We start from the raw sequence: 19,511 nt of genomic DNA, 5'->3' as shown, positions 1-19,511 counted from the left end.
TTTGCCAAAAAGAATCATAAAATTCAAAATATGAATATTCAAAAAGCATTTTATGTATAGTTTTACACTCAATTTTAAAAATAAACAACATTGAATCAGTCTTTGGAATTATTAGATTTAGGCTTAAAAGATTACAAAGAAACCTGGGACTTTCAGGAATCTCTTTTTCAAAATATTCTACAAATTAAAAGTACGAACCGAAAAGAAAACCTAGAACTGGAAACTACTAATTATCTTTTATTCGTGGAGCATCCACACGTTTACACACTCGGAAAGAGTGGCAATATTGAAAATTTGCTTATTCAAGAAGAAAGACTGAAAGCAATAAATGCCAAATTCTACAAAATAAACCGCGGTGGTGATATCACTTACCACGGTCCAGGACAGGTTGTAGGCTACCCAATCCTAGATTTAGAAAACTTTTTTACCGATTTGTATAAATACCTGCGTTTACTAGAAGAAATGATCATTCTCACCTTGGCGGAATACGGTTTAAAAGCAGAACGCAGTAAAGGTGAAACCGGAGTTTGGTTGGATGTAGGTACTCCTTTTGCTAGGAAAATTTGTGCAATGGGCGTTCGCGCAAGTCGCTGGGTAACGATGCACGGTTTTGCACTAAATGTGAACACAGATCTAGGATATTTTGATAATATGATTCCCTGCGGTATCAAAGGAAAAGCGGTAACTTCCCTAAATGTTGAATTAGGAAAAGCTGAAGTTTCTATGGAAGAAGTGAAAGAAAAACTTTTGAAGCATTTTCTCGTTCTTTTTGAAGCTGAAGTAAAACAGAAAGAACCCATAGAAATGTAATACTTTCTATGAGTTTACGACTTCAATAAGGACTCATAGTAGCCTCTACTATTTTACTATTTAAAAGATGAAAAATTCATTCTTTTCATCCATCATCAATATATTAAAACTTAAATCATATCGAAAATTTCAAAAAAATAACAATTCTTTTTTTCCTATTTCCAATGTTTATAATAGCTCAAAGCAGCTATGAAAAGGCGGAGGAATATTTTAAACAAGAAAATTTCAGCAGGGCAAAACCTATTTTTGAAAATTACCTGAAACAGCATCCTAACGACAAAAAAACCCGTGAATATTTGGGAGATATTGCTGGTTATGGAAAAAACTGGGACACTGCAATTTCCTATTACGAAGGTTTAGTAAAAGATGAAAAAACAAATGCCAACTACCATTTTAAATACGGTGGCGCAATGGGTTTAAAAGCAATGTCCATCAGCCGCATTCGGGCGGTAACTTACATTGCCGATATAAAATACGAACTGGAACAAGCCGCAAAATTAGATTCAAAACACATAGAAGCACGTTGGGCTTTGGTGGAATTTTACATTCAATTGCCAGGAATTTTTGGTGGAAGTGAAAACAAAGCAGTCCAATATGCAAATGAATTAGGAAAAATATCTGAAGTGGACGGCTATCTCGCCAACGGCTATATTGCTGAATATACAGATAGACCAAAAGATGCCGAACGTTATTACAAAAAGGCGATTGATGTAGGCGGATCGGCACATACATACGAAAAACTTTCAAATCTGTATGAAAAAAACAATCAGCCAAAGGAAGCAATAGTTACAACTTCAGCATCCTTAAAAAAGCACAAACGCAATCAGCTGAACTACCAAATCGGGAAAATTTCCGCGCAATATAATTTGGAACCTGAATACGGTATTGAATGTTTAAGCCAGTATTTGGCCAACTATTCCATCAAAGATGGAGTAGAAAAAGATTGGGCGTATTATCGTATGGCACAGATTTATAAAAATTTAGGAAAGAAGGAAATCGCCCTTACTTGGATTAATAAGGCATTATTGGGTAAAGCAGATTTCAAAGAAGCCCAAAAAGAAAAATCACTCATCTTGGCTTTGTAATTCATCAAAATTCAGAATTAGAAAAAGTATATTTACACAACAAATGTCACCCTGAGCGTATCCGATAGCTATCGGATCGAAGGCCTAAACTCATAAACTCATAAACTCTTCAACTAAAAAATGAAAATCCACTTCATAGCCATTGGCGGCAGCGCGATGCACAACCTTGCATTGGCATTACATCAAAAAGGAGAAAACGTTACCGGAAGCGATGACGAAATTTTTGAACCTTCAAAAACGAGGTTGAACAACAAAGGTTTGTTGCCCGAAAAAGAAGGCTGGTTTCCAGAAAAATTAACTTCAGAAATTGATGCCGTAATCCTCGGAATGCACGCCAAAGCAGATAACCCTGAGCTTTTAAAAGCGAAAGAACTCGGTTTAAAAATCTACAGTTACCCAGAATTTCTTTACGAACAATCCAAAAATAAAACCCGCGTGGTTATTGGCGGTTCGCACGGAAAAACAACTATCACTTCCATGATTTTGCACGTAATGAGTTACAACGGAAAAGATGTGGATTATATGGTTGGCGCCCAGCTTGAAGGATTTGATACTATGGTAAAAATAACCGACCATAATGATTTTATGGTTATTGAAGGTGATGAATATCTCTCTTCACCCATAGATAGAAGGCCAAAGTTTCATCTTTATAAACCTAATATTGCATTGTTAAGCGGTATTGCTTGGGATCACATAAATGTTTTTCCTACTTATGAAAATTACGTGGAGCAGTTTGAAATTTTTCTAAATGAAATTACCAACGGTGGCGCAATTATTTACAACGAAGAAGATACAGAGGTAAAACGAGTTGTAGAAAATTCAACAAATCACATAAAAAAATATCCGTACCAAACGCCCGAATATACCGTTAAAGACGGAACTACCCTTTTGGAAACTCCCGAAGGGCCAATGCCTGTTGAAATCTTCGGAAAACACAATTTAAACAATCTAGAAGGCGCAAGATGGATCTGTCAATTAATGGGTGTTGATGCAGATGATTTTTACGAAGCCATCGCCACATTTAAAGGTGCCAGCAAACGACTCGAAAAAATTGCAGAAACCAAAACTGCAGTAGCTTATAAAGATTATGCACATTCGCCAAGCAAAGTAAAGGCGACAACAGGAGCTGTGAAAAATCAATATCCAAACCGAAAATTGATTGCTTGTTTGGAACTTCACACCTATAGCAGCCTAAACCCAGAATTTTTAAAGGAATACAAAGGAACATTAGATGCAGCGGATAGCGCCGTAGTTTTTTATTCACCACACGCTGTAATGATAAAGCAGTTAGAAAAAATTAAAGGCGAACAAATTGAAGAAGCTTTTGAGCGAAAGGATTTGGTAGTTTTCACCAATCCAGCTGACTTTAAAACCTATCTTTTTTCACAGGATTATGAAAATACTTGTTTGCTTTTAATGAGTAGTGGAAATTATGGAGGGTTAGATTTTGAGGAAGTGAAGGAGTATTTAAAATAATATCACATGCTTCAAAAAGGGTTTTTAAGAAATAGGAATAAATTAAACATTTCAAAAAAACGTTTTTGGTTTAGTTGTCTATTAGGGATTGGAGCTTCATTTTCTTTTTATGCGTTTCTCTGTTTTATTCGTTATTCTTTTGGAATGCTTGATTTTGGAACTTCAAATTATGCACTCGTGACGAAGCCTGTTGAGCGTTATTGGGAAAATTTCAATTTTGCGATTATATCTTTAGCTTTGGGAAATGCACTTTTTTTGTTGAATCTTTTTCGCAAACCTGATAACAATCCAGTTCCAAGTAATGTAAGATTAGCTATAATAAATGATCAGCGTTTTTTGCAATTCAATTTTTCTTATCTTTTTCTAAAGCTAGGCTTTATGGTGGCGCTCATTTCTGTGTTTGTTGAAACAAGAATTTCTGAAGTGAAGTTTATCCTAATCTTTATAGCAATTGTAATTTTTTTAGAAGGCTGGAAATCAATCATAAAATATTTCAAAAAAATGGCCTATAGGCCTTTGTTGATCAATTTTTTTATAATATCCATATTCAGCTTTTGTTTCGCTGTAACATCAATTTTTCCTTATAAAAAAGTAGAAGCCTCTATGCTAAGTTCAAATCCTTATGTGGATTTACCTGTTTCAGATTTTGTAGATGATGCCTATACAAATTTTGCGAATAATAAACTAAAAATATATGAAGAGAAAAATCAACTCTTTTTTGATTTTGATGGAATAAAGCTTGAAAATTTTAGTCAGTTAGAAGATGTTTTAGAAAAAGATATTGCTGATTTATTATATCGAAATAGATTCAGTATTGTCCTTTTGATGCCAGAAGATATTTCTGTAGATAATTTAGTCAGACTTGAGAATTTGCTTAGAGGTTTAGGCTATAGATTAATTAGATATATTACAAAAAATAATGATGAAAACCTTGTGAGTAGATTTGATAATAGAGGTTTGGTTAAGGAGCTTCACTTTATAAATACGCCAGATTCTGTATCAAAAATCTCATTGCCTCCAGAACAAAAGGATAGTTTAATTAGTAAAACGATACAAGTTTATTTAGGGGAAAATGAATATTTGTTTGGCAATAAAAAGATCAAAAAAAATGAACTGGTTGAATATTTCATAAAGCACATAGATAGTGCTACGCAATTCAATTATGTTTTCAATAATAGTAATACCTATCAATCATATATAACCTTATTGGCTTCTCAGAAACAAGCAATTCAGGATTTGAGATATAATGACCAAAGGGTTGAACTGAAGTTTGGAGAAAACTTCAGGCCAGTAAATAGAAAGGAATATGAAAAGGATCGAGAAAGACTTTTTAATAAATACCCTCTACTTGTTACTGAAACTTACACTGAATAGCTTATTCGAAAATACTGTTGATAAACGCTGATTTGTCCTTTCGAGATTTATCTATTAATTCCTCCATTGCATTCTCAAAATCCTGCGAAATTTTGTCCTGCGAAAGCTTGAACTTCCCTTCCCAATTGGTTACTTCAATCTCGAAAGCTTGAATATAATTTAAAAAGCGCTCCATTCTTGGGTCGTCTTTTTGCAGAATAAATTTTTGAGCTTCACCTTCCAAAAATTCCGTCATATCAAGCATTGTTTGTTTTACAGTTTCAGCATCGTCCAATAGTTTCAGCTTTCCAGTTATGTGAACAATGATGTAATTCCACGTTGGTAATTGTGGCGTTGTATATATGCTTGGTGAAATATAGGTGTCTGGTCCTTTAAAAACTACAGTAACTTCAGCATTATCAATCAATGTTTCAAGCTGCGGATTGCTTCGGTCTAGGTGCGCTATTAATCGTTCGGAAGTTTCGTTGTAAATAAAAGGAATGTGTGTAACAAAAGGTTTTCCATCCTTCGCTGTAACCAACATTCCCAAAGGAAAATGTTTGATTACAGAAATCATTTTTTCAATGTCATGCGATTGATGGTGTGGCGGTGGATACATTTCTAAGCGATTAGGAATTAGCGATTAGGCCGAAGGGGCTTTTAGTTTCAGAAAGATATTGAAGATAAATGTACTTAAAAAAGATTTATGCTTTAGAAGTCAACGATTTAAAAAACACAAACCCAAACCCTAAGAAAAGCATCAAGTGAAACGGAAAGAGTCCGAAATCGCCACCCTGATCGCCAACAACAAAAGCGCTATACATTCCAAAGGCAAAATAAAGCATCAAAATACCTTCAAAAATCACGTTTGGTGAAATGTTTTTAGTAACATATTTATTTCCTTTCCAGCCTTCCTTTAAACTGCTGATATTAAATTTTGGGGTTCGAATAAATTCACTTTTCTTCCCGAAATGCCCTTCCAAAACCGCAATAGAATTATGCAATGAAAAACCCATCGCCACGGAAAAGAAGGTGAAAAACATTGCTGAATATTTCAAAAATCGTTTAAATCCTCCGCCGTAAATAGCTTTATAGGTAAACCAATAACAGATAAAAAAGATGATGGTGCTTATCACAAAAAAGCTCATTACATAAAAATACATTTTTAAATGCTCGTATTCGTTTTTGATATAAAGCATTGGAATACTTAGGATTGCGACAATCAAAATATTCAAAAACATAGTACTATTCAGCAAATGCAGAAAACTGTGAATTTTTGTTTTGAAAGGAATATCCTTACTTAAATAAACCCGCCAAGCCATTTTCTGAAAATTCTCTGCGCCGCCTTTGTTCCAACGGAATTGTTGCGAACGCGCCGCACTAATTATTATAGGAAGTTCCGCCGGAGTTTCCACTTCTTCCAAATATTTGAATTTCCAGTTTTTAAGTTGCGCACGATAGCTTAGGTCTAAATCTTCGGTTAGCGTGTCGCCTTCCCAATTTCCAGCATCCAGAATACATTCCTTCCGCCACACACCTGCCGTTCCATTAAAATTTATGAAATGTCCTTTACTATTCCGTCCAACTTGTTCTAAAGTGAAATGTGCATCAAGTGCAAAAGCTTGTACGCGTGTTAGGATTGAATAGTCACGATTTAAATGTCCCCAACGTGTTTGCACCACGCCAATTTCAGGGTCTTTAAAGTAGGGAATTGTATTTTTCAACCAGTTTTTCTTCGGAAGAAAATCTGCGTCAAATATTGCAATGTATTCGCCTTTGGCAGTTTTTAAACCTTCTTTTAATGCTCCAGCCTTAAAACCTTCTCGGTTTTCACGAGTAACATGCTGAATGTCTAAACCTGTTTTTTGAAGTTGTTGAATATGCTTCGCCGTTTCTTCAAAAGATTCATCAGTGCTATCATCAAGCACTTGTATTTCTAGTTTTTCTTTGGGATAATCAATTTCGGCAATGTTGGTTAGCAACCGTTCCATCACATAAAGTTCATTATAAACAGGAAGCTGAATGGTTACATAGGGAATCTCTTCTTCATTTGAAAAATTGAAAGTTGGTGAATTCTTATGATGTTTTTTGGCGCTTAAATAGTTAAAAAGCAAGTTGAGCTGCGCCAAAGCATACATAAAGATGAGGAGTAGGGCAACGGAATAAATAACAATAATTAGGGATTCAAGAATCATTTTTTGAAGCTATATTTAAAAATCCAGGTAAGAATTTTTATGCCAGCAAAGATAGCACCTTTTACCGTACCCGAAACTTTTGAAACGCCAATACGGTTTTTGTATTTTACTGGCACTTCAACATAAGTACATTTCTTTTTTAAGACTTTTAGTTGCATTTCTACCGTCCAACCGTAGGTTTTGTCTTCCATATTTAGGGCGAGTAACTTTTCATATTTAATGGCTCTAAAAGGTCCAAGATCTGTGAATTTTGAATTGAAAAAAAGGCTCATCAATTTTGTTGCTAGTTTGTTGCCAAAGCGCTGCGGAAAGGTCATAGAGCCATTTTCTCGTAATTCTTTTACTCTCGCACCAACTACAAAGTCTATATTATCTTCAAGAATCGGTTTAAGAATTTTTGTCATTTCCGAAGGATAATCGCTATAATCACCATCAAGAAAAACCACAATATCTGGTTTTGTTTCTTCTTTTGAAATGTATTCCATTCCTTTCAAACAAGCATTTCCGTAACCTGCATTTGGTTGAAAAAGTACGGTTGCACCTGCTTTTTTAGCCATTTCCGCAGTTCTATCTGTGGAGTTATTGTTCACCACAATTATTTCTGAAACGATATCAGGAACTTCCGAAATCACTTTCCCAACAGAGCTTTCTTCGTTATAGGCGGGGATTATTACTACTATATGTTTCATTAAAAACTTACGTCAGGGTTATCTAGCTTGAAGGCCAAAAGTGAAGTCCAAGAGCCCGTTTTCAAGTTGTTTTTATATTTTTCGGCTCTTATCAATTCGTTGTTTTTATAACACAAGGCAAAACCATTTTTTTTATTGTTTTTGAATTGTATTTTAGATTTGTAAGGACTGCCAATTTCGTAAAAAATCCACCAATTCTCGGCACTTCCATTAACAAAATGTCCTTCTTTTTTGATGTTGGCATTCTTGTCATAAAAATACCAATAGTCCGTTTTATAATTATTTGTGATCCAACCTTCAGATTTTAAAGTTCCATTTTCGTAGTAGTTTTTGATGTATTGCTTACTGTTTGGCGAGTCAATATTTGTGAAAAAACTTAAGAATATAAATAGGTAGAGATGCATTTTAAAATAGAGTTAATGATTAAGACGTGAAATTTCTGAATACTGACATTTAAGTTACCTCAAATTCTTTCAGATTATTTATCTGTCATCTTATTTACGATTAAAAACACAATGAGGTTTTAAATTTTAAAAAAAACCACTTCTAACTTTTCTCCGTAAGTGTTGCATAATCTTAAATTAAAATATCTAAAATGAAACTACCAACAAAATTATTCACAATGCTTTGCTTGTTAACGTCATCGTTCATACTTGCACAAAGTCCCGTAACTGGGTTTATGAAAAAAAACAATAAAGGTGCTGCCGTTATTTCCTATTCTTGGGAAAAATATGACAAAGTCTTTTTTGTACCACAAGAAGTGGATGGAATACCTGTATTTAATGAAGTGACAAACACCAGTATTTCTGTTTATGGAGAATACGGTATTACAGACGATTTAAACGTTGTTTTCAATGTGCCCTATATTAAGTCTGAAGGAGATGCGAGTGAAGCAACCCTCGACAATCTTGGATTTGAAAATACAAGAAAAGGTATTCAGGATTTAAGTCTGTATGTAAAATACAACTTTCACACCTTTAATATTGGAGAGAACCAACTGAGTTTTATAGGTTCTGTAGGTCTTGAAACGCCACTTAGCGATTATAAGGCAGATGAAGGACTTCAGTCAATCATTGCCATTGGTAACCACGCCAGCAGTTTTAATGCAATCGGTCTTGCAAACTTCAAAACCAAATCTGGGTTTTTTACTACAGGACAAATAGGCTACAGTTTTAAGGATAGTGGTGTTCCAGATGCATTATTAAGCCAACTGAAAGTTGGGTACGCCGCATCAAAATTTTATGTTGATGCGTATGTAGCAAACCAACTATCTGATAAGGACGGAGTGGACATTCTTGGAAATGGATTTACAGGATATTTTCCAGCAACTCGCGTAAACTATACACGCGTTGGTGCTAGTGTCTATGCACCTTTATTTGAAGGGATTGGTGTTACTGCAGGCGCAAACAGTTATGTTGCAGGACGTAATCTTGGTAAATCCACTGGGTTTTACGGCGGATTGGTTTATTCTTTCTAAAAAATTATTAATTTCTTAAAATACACTAAAATGAAAAATATATATCTTAAATCAATAATGGCATTAGCCTTAGTTTTCACATTCAGTTCTTGTGAAACCGAATCAAATTTTGAAGATTCAGAACCTTCAATATCTTATATTGCAGTTTCTAATCCAAACTTTAGTGCTTTAGAAGCTGCAGCAACCTATGGTGGTTTAGCAGGAGTTTTAAGCAATAAGAATCCAAACCATTCATCTGGAGATTATACAGTATTTGCGCCCAATAACGATGCTTTTGCACGTCTAGGGTTGAATGAAAATAATTTAGGGGTTCTTCAACAAGCATTCTTAACGAATACCTTACTTTATCATACTTCCAACGGAAATATTATGGGTAGTTCCCTCACAGATGGTGCCTCTTTCGGTTCTGCTATAGGAGTGAATAGACGCATTATACAACGTGGATCAGACACCTATATAAATGGATCCAAGATATTGGCTACAGATATAAACGCGAGTAATGGAACAGTACATGTTATTGATAAGGTTATGATTGCCACAGGAGGTGATATTGTTCAATCTGCAATAGCTTTGAGTACGGCAAAGGTTTTTAAACAACCAGAATTGACTTTCCTTGTTGAAGCTGTTATATATGCAGATTTAGCTGGCGCTTTAACCGCCTCAGATGGTAGCCCATCCTTTACGGTTTTTGCACCGACAGACCAGGCTTTTAAAGATTTAGGAACAGCCTTAGGATTAACTTTTACCAAACCAGAAGATATTAGACAATTGCCAAAACAAGTTGTGGCAACCGTATTGTTAAATCATGTAATAGCAAATGGAGGGAAATTTACAAGTGAACTTAATGCTGGAACGTTAAGCCCACTTGGTGGCGATCCACTAACATTAGGAGCTTATAACAATGGCACACTAAATGTTGGCGGAGTAGGAAATGGCGAACCTGCAAATATGTTTATTCCAGACGTTCAAGCTACTAATGGGGTTATTCATGTGATTGATAAAGTACTATTACCGAATCTATAGTTGTTTCTTTTTTTTTGTTAATTAAATGTAACAGCACCGTGAGTTTACGCTCATTGGTGCTGTTTTTTTAGTGAAAGAATCTGGTTTTGATTATAGAAGATTATTGCTTTTCATTAGTAAAGTTTCGCCACTAATGGCTTTAAATTTAATGAGCAATTTATAAAGCAACTTCCACCTTTTTTAGAAATCGAAGGGAGCTATCAAGCTATTCCATTAAAGCAAATACGTGCTGTCAATTCGATTGTTATCATAAGGTATAAGCTTATGAAATTTTAATTTTAAGAATTACTGAACTTTTAATTCACTAGGAAATAGAGAATACGAAACGCTTCGCTTTTGTAGTTTTTAGACAGATGAAGATGACTATAAGGATCGCGATATTGAACGATTTAATTCTTATGATTGAAGTCGCTAAAAGCTACAAACTGCAACTGCCAACTGCTACTTATTTACATAGTTCATCAAATCCAAATCATTCCCCAAAAGAACTTCGTTGGAATTAATACGCTTCTCAAGCGGTCCATTTTCAAGTTTTAAAACCCCACGTGGACAAACTGCTGAACAAACTCCGCATCCTACACAGCTTGAACGTACAATGTTTTCACCCTTTTGAGCGTATGCACGCACGTCGATACCCATTTCGCAATAGGTAGAACAATTTCCGCAAGAGATGCATTGTCCGCCGTTTGTAGTTATTCTGAAACGTGAAAATAATCGTTGTTGAAATCCAAGAATTGCGGCCATAGGGCAACCCATTCGGCACCAAACCCGGCTACCAAAAATAGGATAGAACCCAACGCCTATTACGCCGCTAAAAACAGAACCGATTAAGAAACCATAGCTTTTTCGAAGCGTTTCTGGTTCAAAAAAGAATAATGTTTTTCCTGAAAAGTAATGAAAACCTATAAGTGAAATTATAATGATGAAATAACCAATAGCTCCAAAACGAGCATCTTTTTGTAACTCTTCTCTTTTAAAGATCCAAACGCCGGCAAATACAATAGTTAAAAGGACAGCCACGCTAATTAAGAAAGTATTTTTGGTAAGCCAATATTTTGAAGAATCATCGCCTAAATAACTATAAATTACGGCAGTTGTCATTAATACAACAAAAACCAAAACACTGTGAATAACCCAGCGTTCCACCTTCCAGGCAACTTGTCTTTTATCACTTAAATGACGAAAGGAATCTCCAGCAGTTTCCGCTAAACCACCACAACCACAAACCCAAGAACAATACCAACGTTTACCGTATTTGTAAGTCAAAATTGGTGTAATTACAAAGATTGATAGAACTCCAAAAATAAGAAGTCCTAAACCAACATCACCTGCAGAAATAAATTCATCAATTCGGTATTGCTCAAAATTGTAATAGTTGAGTGGCCAAATATTTTTTAGGTCGTAGTAAGGTAATTTAAAACTGTCTGAATTCAATCGGGACATAAGTTCGGGTATCAAAAAGGCGAAACCCATCTGAAAAAACATAACCGAAAACGTTCTAAGTTTTTCGTATTTATTATGACGATATTTTAAGATGAATTTTATTCCGAAAGCTACAATCGCTAACGTATAAAGTGTTCCGTAGAGAAACCATTGGCTTGCTGGCCCACCGCTTAGCAATTTGCTTAAAGGGTCAAAAAGAGCAATAATTCCTTTATTATCTCCATCCTGCACTAAGCCCAAATACTGCGGAAACCAATACAAAACCACATAAAATAGCGTTAGAGTAATTCCTAAAATCCATGCCCAAAATCCACGGCTAGTAAGCGATTTAAAGTAAACGCCATCGTTTTTAATCCCTTCGTGTTTGTTTAAATAAGCAGCGGTTGAAAACCAAATAATATCAACGGCAATCATCGTTAAAGACAAACCGAGCCATAAGGTTTTATTAGGAAAATCAAGATTGAACAATGCTAAAAAAAGCAAAGCCAAACCCAACAAACCAATAGCTGAAGCGATTTTTTGTTGGGTATTTATAGTTTTTGGCGGCTCGCCAGTAAGAGACATATTTCGTTGAACGGTGCTCATATATTTGGTTTGTTTTATTTAAACAGTTACGTTTTGTCTGTTATATGCTGAAAGAATCTCCTTTTCATATTTTTTAAAAAACTCAGGATCAAAATTGGCTAGTTTAAGGTTTTGAATTACATAATCCACACTTCTTTTTTCATCCAACCAACTATCAAAAACTTCGTGTTTCATTCGTATTCCGAAGGTATTTATTCCCAGAAATTCATTTGAAATTTTATTGTATGAAATTGTAATACAACGCAGGTCGCTGCTGCATTTCCAATGAAATTGTTCTTCATAATCTTTACGTCTTTGTTCAGAAAAAACCCAACCGTAGGTTTGATATTCAATATCAAAAAACTTGGCACTGTTAAACCAGTTTCCTGGATTGTAATCAAAAGATTTTCCGCAGATGGTTTGCGCCAAGGCTTCGCCCATCATTCGCCCTGTGTACCAAACGGCTTCAATTGGCGGACGATTGCCTATGGGTTCGTGCTGTTGTGCACAATCGCCAATGGCATAAACGTTTTCAATATTGGTTTCCAACTTTCGGTTTACCAAAATACCTTTATCGGTTTCAATTTTTGAATTTTTCAAGAAGGAAATATTCGGCTTTACGCCAGTAGTTATTCCCACAACACAGCACGGAATTTCTTCGCCGTCTTTTGTTAAAACAGCTCTCACATTTCCGTTGTCGTCGCCTAAAATTTTATCGAGTTCTGAATTATGACGAAGATCAACGCCGTGAGATTTTATATGTCGTGAAAGCATTTCCGCTTCACCATAAGGTAAAGCATTGGTCCAAAAAGCATCTTCGCGAACGAGCATGGTTACTTCAATATTTCGGGTTCGGAGCATTTCCGCCATTTCCACGCCGATCAATCCGCCGCCAATAATTACTGCTCGTGGGCATTCTTTATTATTAGGAGCATTTTTTTCAAGATTTTCTAAATCCTGCTTAGAAACCAGACCTTGAACGCCATTCAATTCTAGGCCTTCCCAGCCAAAAGTATTGGTGGTGGAACCCGTGGCAATAATAAGTTTGTTGTAATTAATAGAACCACCTTCTTTAAAATGAAGCGTTTTAGTATCCGTATCAACTCTTTCAACAAAGCCTTTTTTCAGTTCCAGTCTGTTTTTTTCCCAAAACCAAGATTCGTAAGGTTCAATGTCTCGCCAACGCATATGTCCCATATATATGTACATTAGTGCGGTTCGGGAGAAAAAATGATCTGTTTCAGCGGAAATTATGGTTATCTTTTTGTCGGAAAGTTTTCGGATGTGTCTTGCAGCAGTAATGCCAGCAATTCCGTTGCCAATAATGACGATGTGCTCCATAATTAGGAAGTTATTTTGGTTTAGTTACTTTTCAGTCGTTTATAAATTTACGCAATTACAAGTCGGTTAGATTTAAAAGGGCTATTAAAGTTTCGATAAATTCTAAAATAAAGTGCTACATTCATCACTTATTTATGAATAAAATGAAGTTAATTCGCCATTCTTTAGTCTGTATTTTTCTATTTCCTTTACTTTTAGGATGTGTCCAAAAGCGCGATTCTTCGAAGGTATTAGCCTCTGAAAAACACGAAAATACAATTGAAGAATCAATTACTTTAAAGATAAACGGCGTTAGTTTCGTAGCTTCCAAAGATTCTATTCTGCCCCAAAATATTCTTCCTTTAAAAGAAATTCACGCTAATTACGCCGCTGTTATGCCTTTCGCTTTCATAAAGAGCTTGGGACATCCTGAAATTATTTACAATCAACAACGGCAATGGTTCGGCGAAACGAAGCAAGGAGCGAAGCAATATATAAATATGCTTCACAAAAATAATATTCAGGTAATGATGAAACCACAAATTTGGGTCTGGAATGGCGAATTTACAGGGCTTTTGAAGATGGCTTCGGAAAATGATTGGCTTGAACTTGAAAATTCCTATAGAAATTTTATACTAGATTTTGCGAAAGTAGCCGAAGCAGAAAATGTAGAATTATTTTGCATCGGCACCGAACTTGAAAAATTTATAGAACATCGTCCGGAATATTGGCGAAATTTGATAGTTAAAATCAGAATGGTTTACCAAGGAAAACTTACTTATGCAGCAAATTGGGACGAATACAAACGCGTGCCGTTTTGGAAAGACTTGGATTATATTGGGGTCGATGCTTATTTTCCTATTTCAGAGAATAAAACTCCAACTGTTGAAGAATCTAAAAAAGGTTGGCAACGCTGGAAAGATGAAATAAAAACATTTTCAGAAAAGGAAAACAAAAAGATTCTTTTTACCGAATACGGCTATAGAAGCGTTGATTTCGCTGGAAAAGAACCTTGGAGAAGCGATCGAGAAATGACTTCATTAAATCTTGAAGCTCAAGCAAATTTACTGGAAGGTTTATACCAATCTGTTTGGGAAGAAGATTGGTTTGCCGGTGGCTTTCTTTGGAAATGGTTTATATCTCACGAAAATGTTGGTGGCGAAAATGATAATCAATTTACACCTCAAAACAAACCTGCGGAAGCGGTTGTGAAAAAGTATTATTTACAGAAATAACTAAACCTGTTTTTCTGATAAAGCCTTTCTTGATGATACTTTATGAGAGGTTTCCTTTTTTGAAATTTTTATGTGATTCAAATAGTAATTGTAAAGTTCATCAGCATCTGCCCCGAACCACTTTTTTACATAAATAATCAAAAAATGATATTGCAATGTCCAAATTCCTTTTTGCTTATAAAGCCTTGCGGAAGTTGTAAGCCACTGTTGGATCACTACAAACTTCTTTCGTTCGTAAAGTTCGTTGATTAAAATATTGTCTTCATAAATGATGAAAGTTTCATCAAAACCGCCAATTTCGTTGAAGAGTTGTTTCGTAATAAACTGACTTTGGTCGCCTCCACGGGAAGCTCGCCAGCTAAATTGCGTGAGCCATCCCGCAAGTTGAAGCCACCAATGAGTATGGTCAAATTTCATTCTAAAACATCCCGCCGGGTTTCCTTTTTCAACTTCAGAAATAATATAGCTGTCGAAATTTTTCGGAGGAAATGAATCTGCGTGTAAAAAGTAAAGTATTTCGCCAGAAGCTTCAGTTGCACCTTTATTCATCTGTTTTGCGCGTCCTTTTTCTGAAGAAATAACTTGAATGGAAAAAGCCCTGTCTGGTTTTAAAAACCTGACGGGGCTAGATGCGCTTTTCGCAAAATCTGTAATGAGTTCCTTTGTGTTATCTGTGCTTCCACCATCCACCAAAATAATTTCTGCACTGTTCTTTCCCGAAAGATTTTCAGAAAGATGACTCAATAATTTTTCAATGGTTTCGGCTTCGTTTAAAACCGGGATGATGATACTTAGCATTAAATAATTTCTGGTTTCAGGTTTCTTGCTCAATTATAGAAACGCTTCAAATATAAGATTTATAAAGAAAAGGCACGCGATAAATCGCGAGCCTACTTTTACTGAAAACTGAAAACTTATTTCTGTTCGTTCAAATTCCAGTTATAATCTTTGTATGAAATTGTAGCTCCCATATTGATTTTGGTTTTGGAATATTGATTGATGTAACCAATTACATCCTGTTTTCCGTTCATCTTAAAATCTTTTTGATACCAATCAAAAACTGAGGATAGCTTTGGGCTGTTGGCAGAAATATCGTTTTTATCACTATTGATAAATTCCTTAGTAGCGCGATCCAATTGTTCGTTAATTTTGGCTGCTGTAAAAGCTTCATTCAATATTTTTGGACAAGAAATTGAAGCACAATTTATGGCGAAGTGAATGCGCGGTTCATTCATTTTTCGAAGGATTCCGTTTTCAATTCCGCCTAAAGACAATTCTTTGCTTCCAATAGAAACGCGACCTTTCGTCCAATTACCGTCAATATCTTTGATGCTTTTTACAGGATAATTCTCCACGATCAATTTTACCGTTGCTGCATTGTATATATTAATGTAATAAGCTAATAATTCTTGCACACTCCAATCGTTTGAAGGATTTTTTTCCGAAAGCATTTTTAGATACCCATCCAGTTTGGCTTGGTCTTTTTTAAACCCTTTATAGTCAACTAGACCTTCACTATTTACGTGTTTTTTTAATAAAGAGTTCCATTCAGAATGGTCTACATTTACTGCGGAATTTGCGGTTGTAGAAGTAAGTTCCATTTTCACTTCTTTTGTAGGTTGCCCTTGACTGCTCACGCCTGCGGCAGAAAGAAGGTTGCAACTTTGCGTACTAAAAGCCACTAAAAGGACTGTGGCAATATTGAATAAGGTTTTCATTTTTGTTTGTGTTTTACTGTTTGCAATACTTACGAAACATTTCGTTGTTTGGTTTTGACAGGATAAAGTGTTTGGCCTACAAAATTTTTCGGAAAATTTTCATCTCCATCGAAGCCCAAGGCAATGTCTCTGCCGTCGTGCGGGATATGATCGGTTCTGAAAAGGTAGTCCCAAAGGCTTAAACTAATCCCAAAATTAACGCCGTATTGTGCGTTTTTTGGCAAAACTTTGGCGTGATGCCAGATGTGCATTTTTGGGTTGTTCAATACATATTTAAACCTTCCGTAGTCCCAACCAATATTTGCATGATTTAAATGACCGATAGCTAGTGCCGTAAAATGAACGATTGCAACAGCTTCTACATCAAAACCTCCAATTATTGCAAGAGGAATATAAAGTAATGATTTGTAAACTATAGGTTCCATCCAATGGTAACGAAGGTGAGCGGCAAAGCCCATTTCCTTTACGGAATGGTGGAGTTTGTGGAAATTCCAAAGAAAGGGAACGCGGTGAAGTAAACGGTGAGTATTCCACTGCACAAAATCAGTAACCAAAAAAAAGATTAAAAGTCCCATTCGAAATGGAAGTGAATTTAAATCAAACAAATGAAAACTTTCAATAGACAAACCAATATAGGCCAAAGCATCATCGAAAAGTGCCTCAGTTGCATTAGATAGAAAAATCAGGACAATTAAATTCAACAGAAAGAAGTTGAAAAACATATAAAAAGTATCCAACCAAAAATCCTTTCTAAAGACTTTTTGATTTTTTCGCCACGGAAACAAAAGTTCCAAACTCCAAACCAGAAGAGATAGAATAATCAACCCATAGAAATAGTTTTCCCAATGGAAACTGGTTATTTCGCTCCACAAATAATTGAAGTAGCCGTGGTAGGAATTTTTAAATATTTCGAGGTATTTCTCCAAGGTTTTTTGGTCGTAAATAGTCGGAATTGTTTACAAATGTTTAATCAACTCAGTAAACAAAGTTATCATGGCAGGTTCAGCTTTTTCAGCAGAAGCAATAATATCAGCAATATTCACAGGTTTCAAATTTTCTGGGTCACATTCATCAGTTAATACCGAAATTGCCGAAACTGGAAGGTTTAAATGGTTTGCAACAATAACCTCTGGCACGGTGCTCATACCAACGGCATCTGCGCCAATTATTTTTAAATATCTATATTCTGCGCGGGTTTCCAGTTGTGGACCAACAACGCTAGCGTAAACTCCTTTATGAAGGGTTATGTTTTCATCGGAAGCAATTTGAATTAATTTTTTATTCATTTCAACGTCATAGGGTGCGCTCATATCCACAAAACGTTCACCCATTTTTTCAACGCCACGGAAGGCTAGGGGAGAGTCGCCTTGCAAATTAATGTGGTCGTCAATAAGCATAATTTCTCCTTTTTTGAAGTTGAGATTTATTGCTCCAGAAGCGTTGCTCACTAACAACTTTTTTATGCCTAAAAGGTGCATAACGCGCACAGGAAAAGTAACATCACGCAACGAATAGCCTTCATAAACGTGAAAACGGCCCTGCATTACAATTACTTTTTTTCCTTCCAAAGTACCATAAATCAGTTTTCCTTTATGAAATTCTACCGTGGCGGTTGGAAAATTTGGAATGTGATTGTAGCTTACTTCAGCTTCAATTTCAACGTTTTCAATTATTTTTCCAAGACCTGTTCCTAAAATAATTCCTACTTCAGGATTTTCAAATCCGCGTTGTTGAAGATATTCTGCTGCTCCTTCAATGTATTTTGTAATGCTCATAATTTATCATCGTGTTTTTATTGACATAAGATGAAAGGACTTAAGACGTAAGACAAAAAAAAATCAAAAATTAGCTTTTGAACCAACACTATTTTGTCCTACATCCTAAGTCTTACCGTCTTAAGTCATTTTTTTTATTGTTATCCAAATAAGGTGGTAAAAATTGCTGAAATTCATCCACGTTTTTAATGTCTTCGAAATAATCTATATCGTTTCGCTCTTCTAGAAGAACGTATTTTTCGTCTTTTAAATCCTTCAAAGTAGTTTCTAATACGCTACTTGTACCCCATTCTTTATTTTGAAAGATCTCTGAATTGAGTTCTTTCATTCCTAAAAGGTAATAGCCGCCATCCGTTGCGGGACCTATTGTAAATTGGTTAGTTTGTAACGAATCAAAAGCAACTTCTAAATCGTTTTTATTCAAATCGAACATATCACTGCCAATAATGATTGCTTTTTCATAACCCATTCCGAAGATTTCTGAAAAAGCATTCTTCATCTTTTCACCTAGATCACCTTCAGATTGTAACTTTTTTCTGAAAGTATCTGCATCCCAAATATCTTCGCGATGGATGTTTTCAGAATAAAAAACATATTTATCGACGTTCAGGTTTTTGGTAAGTTCAACCGTATGCTTCAGAAGAAATTTATAGATTTTTAAAGCACTTTCATCGCCGACTGTTTTTGCCAAACGTGTTTTCACCTTCCCCAATTCAGGGTTTCGAGTGAAAATAATAAGTGCTTTTTTTGAGGTCGGAAAATGAAAATCGGAGGCCATTTCATTGTCGTCGCTTGTGTCTTTTTTAGAAAGTAAGCCCATTTTTTAAAATCGTCAATTTAAAATCAATAAACCGGATTTCCGGCATTTAAATATTTACTCCACATTTTAGAAAAGGTATGTACGTTTTCTGTTTCTCTTCCTGTGGAATCAATCACTGGATATTCCTTGTTTTTCCATTCAAAGATACCACCGTAAAGATTTTTCACATTGGTAAATCCCGCTTTTTTTAGTTTTTCACCAATTTGTTCGGAACGGATTCCCACGGAACAATATACTATTATGGGTGCGTTTTTCTTTAATCGCTGCAGCTGTTTTTCTTCGGAAGAAAAATTGTTGAAGCCAATGTTTTTAGCTGAAACAATGTGGCTGACATTAAATTCTTGTGGCTCGCGCGCATCAAGAATCACGACAGAATCGTTCATTTGCAACATTCGTAATCCTTCTACCGAGATGTATGGAATACTGCGAGTATTATAAATTTGCAGCAAATCTTCTACGTTTTTCTGGGCGAAGCTGCTTGCTGTGATTAATAGTAAAAGAAAAAAGATTGTTTTTTGTTTCATAAAT

The 19,511-nt window shown here is 35.4% G+C and carries 19 protein-coding genes; 7 read left to right on the top strand and 12 right to left on the bottom strand.

Going from position 1 to position 19,511, the window contains the following annotated elements; translation table 11 throughout:
• Window positions 1-90 precede the first annotated feature (90 nt).
• The 4 genes from lipB to AEQSU_RS03360 all read left to right on the top strand — a co-directional run bounded on the left by lipB (window position 91) and on the right by AEQSU_RS03360 (window position 4,745).
• Window positions 91-810: a lipoyl(octanoyl) transferase LipB gene (gene lipB / locus AEQSU_RS03375; protein WP_014781458.1), complete on the top strand. Its 720-nt coding sequence runs from the start codon at window positions 91-93 to the stop codon at window positions 808-810.
• A 164-nt stretch (window positions 811-974) separates the two neighbouring features.
• Window positions 975-1,895, top strand: a complete 921-nt coding sequence (locus tag AEQSU_RS03370; protein ID WP_014781457.1) for a tetratricopeptide repeat protein — start codon at window positions 975-977, stop codon at window positions 1,893-1,895.
• Between the two features lie 120 nt (window positions 1,896-2,015).
• Window positions 2,016-3,371, top strand: coding sequence for a UDP-N-acetylmuramate--L-alanine ligase (locus AEQSU_RS03365; protein WP_014781456.1), 1,356 nt, complete (start codon window positions 2,016-2,018; stop codon window positions 3,369-3,371).
• 6 nt (window positions 3,372-3,377) lie between these two features.
• Window positions 3,378-4,745, top strand: coding sequence for a hypothetical protein (locus AEQSU_RS03360; protein ID WP_014781455.1), 1,368 nt, complete (start codon window positions 3,378-3,380; stop codon window positions 4,743-4,745).
• Between the two features lies 1 nt (window position 4,746).
• Here AEQSU_RS03360 and AEQSU_RS03355 read toward each other — a convergent pair whose 3' ends face one another.
• The 4 genes from AEQSU_RS03355 to AEQSU_RS03340 all read right to left on the bottom strand — a co-directional run bounded on the left by AEQSU_RS03355 (window position 4,747) and on the right by AEQSU_RS03340 (window position 8,012).
• On the bottom strand, window positions 4,747-5,343 hold the full coding sequence (locus AEQSU_RS03355; RefSeq protein ID WP_014781454.1) for an FMN-binding negative transcriptional regulator: 597 nt from the start codon (window positions 5,341-5,343) through the stop codon (window positions 4,747-4,749).
• Window positions 5,344-5,428: 85 nt separating this feature from the next.
• Window positions 5,429-6,919, bottom strand: coding sequence for a cellulose synthase family protein (locus AEQSU_RS03350; protein WP_014781453.1), 1,491 nt, complete (start codon window positions 6,917-6,919; stop codon window positions 5,429-5,431).
• Entirely contained in the window at window positions 6,916-7,608 is a 693-nt protein-coding gene (locus tag AEQSU_RS03345; protein WP_014781452.1) for a glycosyltransferase family 2 protein, read from the bottom strand. Before AEQSU_RS03345 ends, AEQSU_RS03350 begins: the two co-directional genes overlap by 4 nt.
• Window positions 7,608-8,012, bottom strand: a complete 405-nt coding sequence (locus AEQSU_RS03340; protein WP_014781451.1) for a toxin-antitoxin system YwqK family antitoxin — start codon at window positions 8,010-8,012, stop codon at window positions 7,608-7,610. Before AEQSU_RS03340 ends, AEQSU_RS03345 begins: the two co-directional genes overlap by 1 nt.
• Window positions 8,013-8,203: 191 nt before the next feature.
• Here AEQSU_RS03340 and AEQSU_RS03335 point away from each other — a divergent pair, with 191 nt between their 5' ends.
• A complete protein-coding gene (locus AEQSU_RS03335; protein ID WP_014781450.1) occupies window positions 8,204-9,085 on the top strand; it encodes a hypothetical protein in 882 nt (293 codons plus the stop codon).
• Between the two features lie 30 nt (window positions 9,086-9,115).
• Window positions 9,116-10,108: a fasciclin domain-containing protein gene (locus AEQSU_RS03330; RefSeq protein ID WP_014781449.1), complete on the top strand. Its 993-nt coding sequence runs from the start codon at window positions 9,116-9,118 to the stop codon at window positions 10,106-10,108.
• A gap of 441 nt (window positions 10,109-10,549) precedes the next feature.
• Here AEQSU_RS03330 and AEQSU_RS03325 read toward each other — a convergent pair whose 3' ends face one another.
• Window positions 10,550-12,136 carry a 4Fe-4S binding protein gene (locus tag AEQSU_RS03325; protein WP_014781448.1) on the bottom strand — a complete coding sequence of 529 codons (1,587 nt, stop codon included), beginning with the start codon at window positions 12,134-12,136 and terminating at the stop codon, window positions 10,550-10,552.
• Between the two features lie 18 nt (window positions 12,137-12,154).
• Window positions 12,155-13,456, bottom strand: coding sequence for an NAD(P)/FAD-dependent oxidoreductase (locus AEQSU_RS03320; RefSeq protein ID WP_014781447.1), 1,302 nt, complete (start codon window positions 13,454-13,456; stop codon window positions 12,155-12,157).
• 134 nt (window positions 13,457-13,590) lie between these two features.
• Here AEQSU_RS03320 and AEQSU_RS03315 point away from each other — a divergent pair, with 134 nt between their 5' ends.
• The gene (locus tag AEQSU_RS03315; protein WP_014781446.1) at window positions 13,591-14,670 is read left to right on the top strand and encodes a glycoside hydrolase family 113; all 1,080 of its coding nucleotides are present in this window, start codon (window positions 13,591-13,593) and stop codon (window positions 14,668-14,670) included.
• On the opposite strand, the gene AEQSU_RS03310 is transcribed toward AEQSU_RS03315, so the two are convergent.
• The 6 genes from AEQSU_RS03310 to AEQSU_RS03285 form a co-directional block, all read right to left on the bottom strand.
• Window positions 14,671-15,468 (bottom strand): TIGR04283 family arsenosugar biosynthesis glycosyltransferase, encoded by a 798-nt coding sequence (locus AEQSU_RS03310; RefSeq protein WP_014781445.1) that lies wholly within the window; start codon window positions 15,466-15,468, stop codon window positions 14,671-14,673.
• Window positions 15,469-15,584: 116 nt separating this feature from the next.
• Window positions 15,585-16,388, bottom strand: coding sequence for a DUF547 domain-containing protein (locus tag AEQSU_RS03305; RefSeq protein ID WP_014781444.1), 804 nt, complete (start codon window positions 16,386-16,388; stop codon window positions 15,585-15,587).
• A gap of 29 nt (window positions 16,389-16,417) precedes the next feature.
• Window positions 16,418-17,314, bottom strand: a complete 897-nt coding sequence (locus AEQSU_RS03300) for a sterol desaturase family protein (protein WP_014781443.1) — start codon at window positions 17,312-17,314, stop codon at window positions 16,418-16,420.
• Between the two features lie 30 nt (window positions 17,315-17,344).
• Window positions 17,345-18,157, bottom strand: a complete 813-nt coding sequence (locus AEQSU_RS03295) for a purine-nucleoside phosphorylase (RefSeq protein ID WP_042492269.1) — start codon at window positions 18,155-18,157, stop codon at window positions 17,345-17,347.
• 118 nt (window positions 18,158-18,275) lie between these two features.
• Window positions 18,276-18,983 (bottom strand): TIGR04282 family arsenosugar biosynthesis glycosyltransferase, encoded by a 708-nt coding sequence (locus tag AEQSU_RS03290; protein WP_014781441.1) that lies wholly within the window; start codon window positions 18,981-18,983, stop codon window positions 18,276-18,278.
• 23 nt (window positions 18,984-19,006) lie between these two features.
• Window positions 19,007-19,507, bottom strand: coding sequence for a rhodanese-like domain-containing protein (locus AEQSU_RS03285; RefSeq protein WP_014781440.1), 501 nt, complete (start codon window positions 19,505-19,507; stop codon window positions 19,007-19,009).
• Window positions 19,508-19,511: the final 4 nt, after the last annotated feature.

It is taken from the genome of Aequorivita sublithincola DSM 14238 (genome assembly GCF_000265385.1).
Taxonomy (GTDB): domain Bacteria; phylum Bacteroidota; class Bacteroidia; order Flavobacteriales; family Flavobacteriaceae; genus Aequorivita; species Aequorivita sublithincola.
The sequence above is the reverse complement of the archived record's forward strand: the minus strand, read 5'-3'. Positions and strand labels throughout refer to the sequence as shown.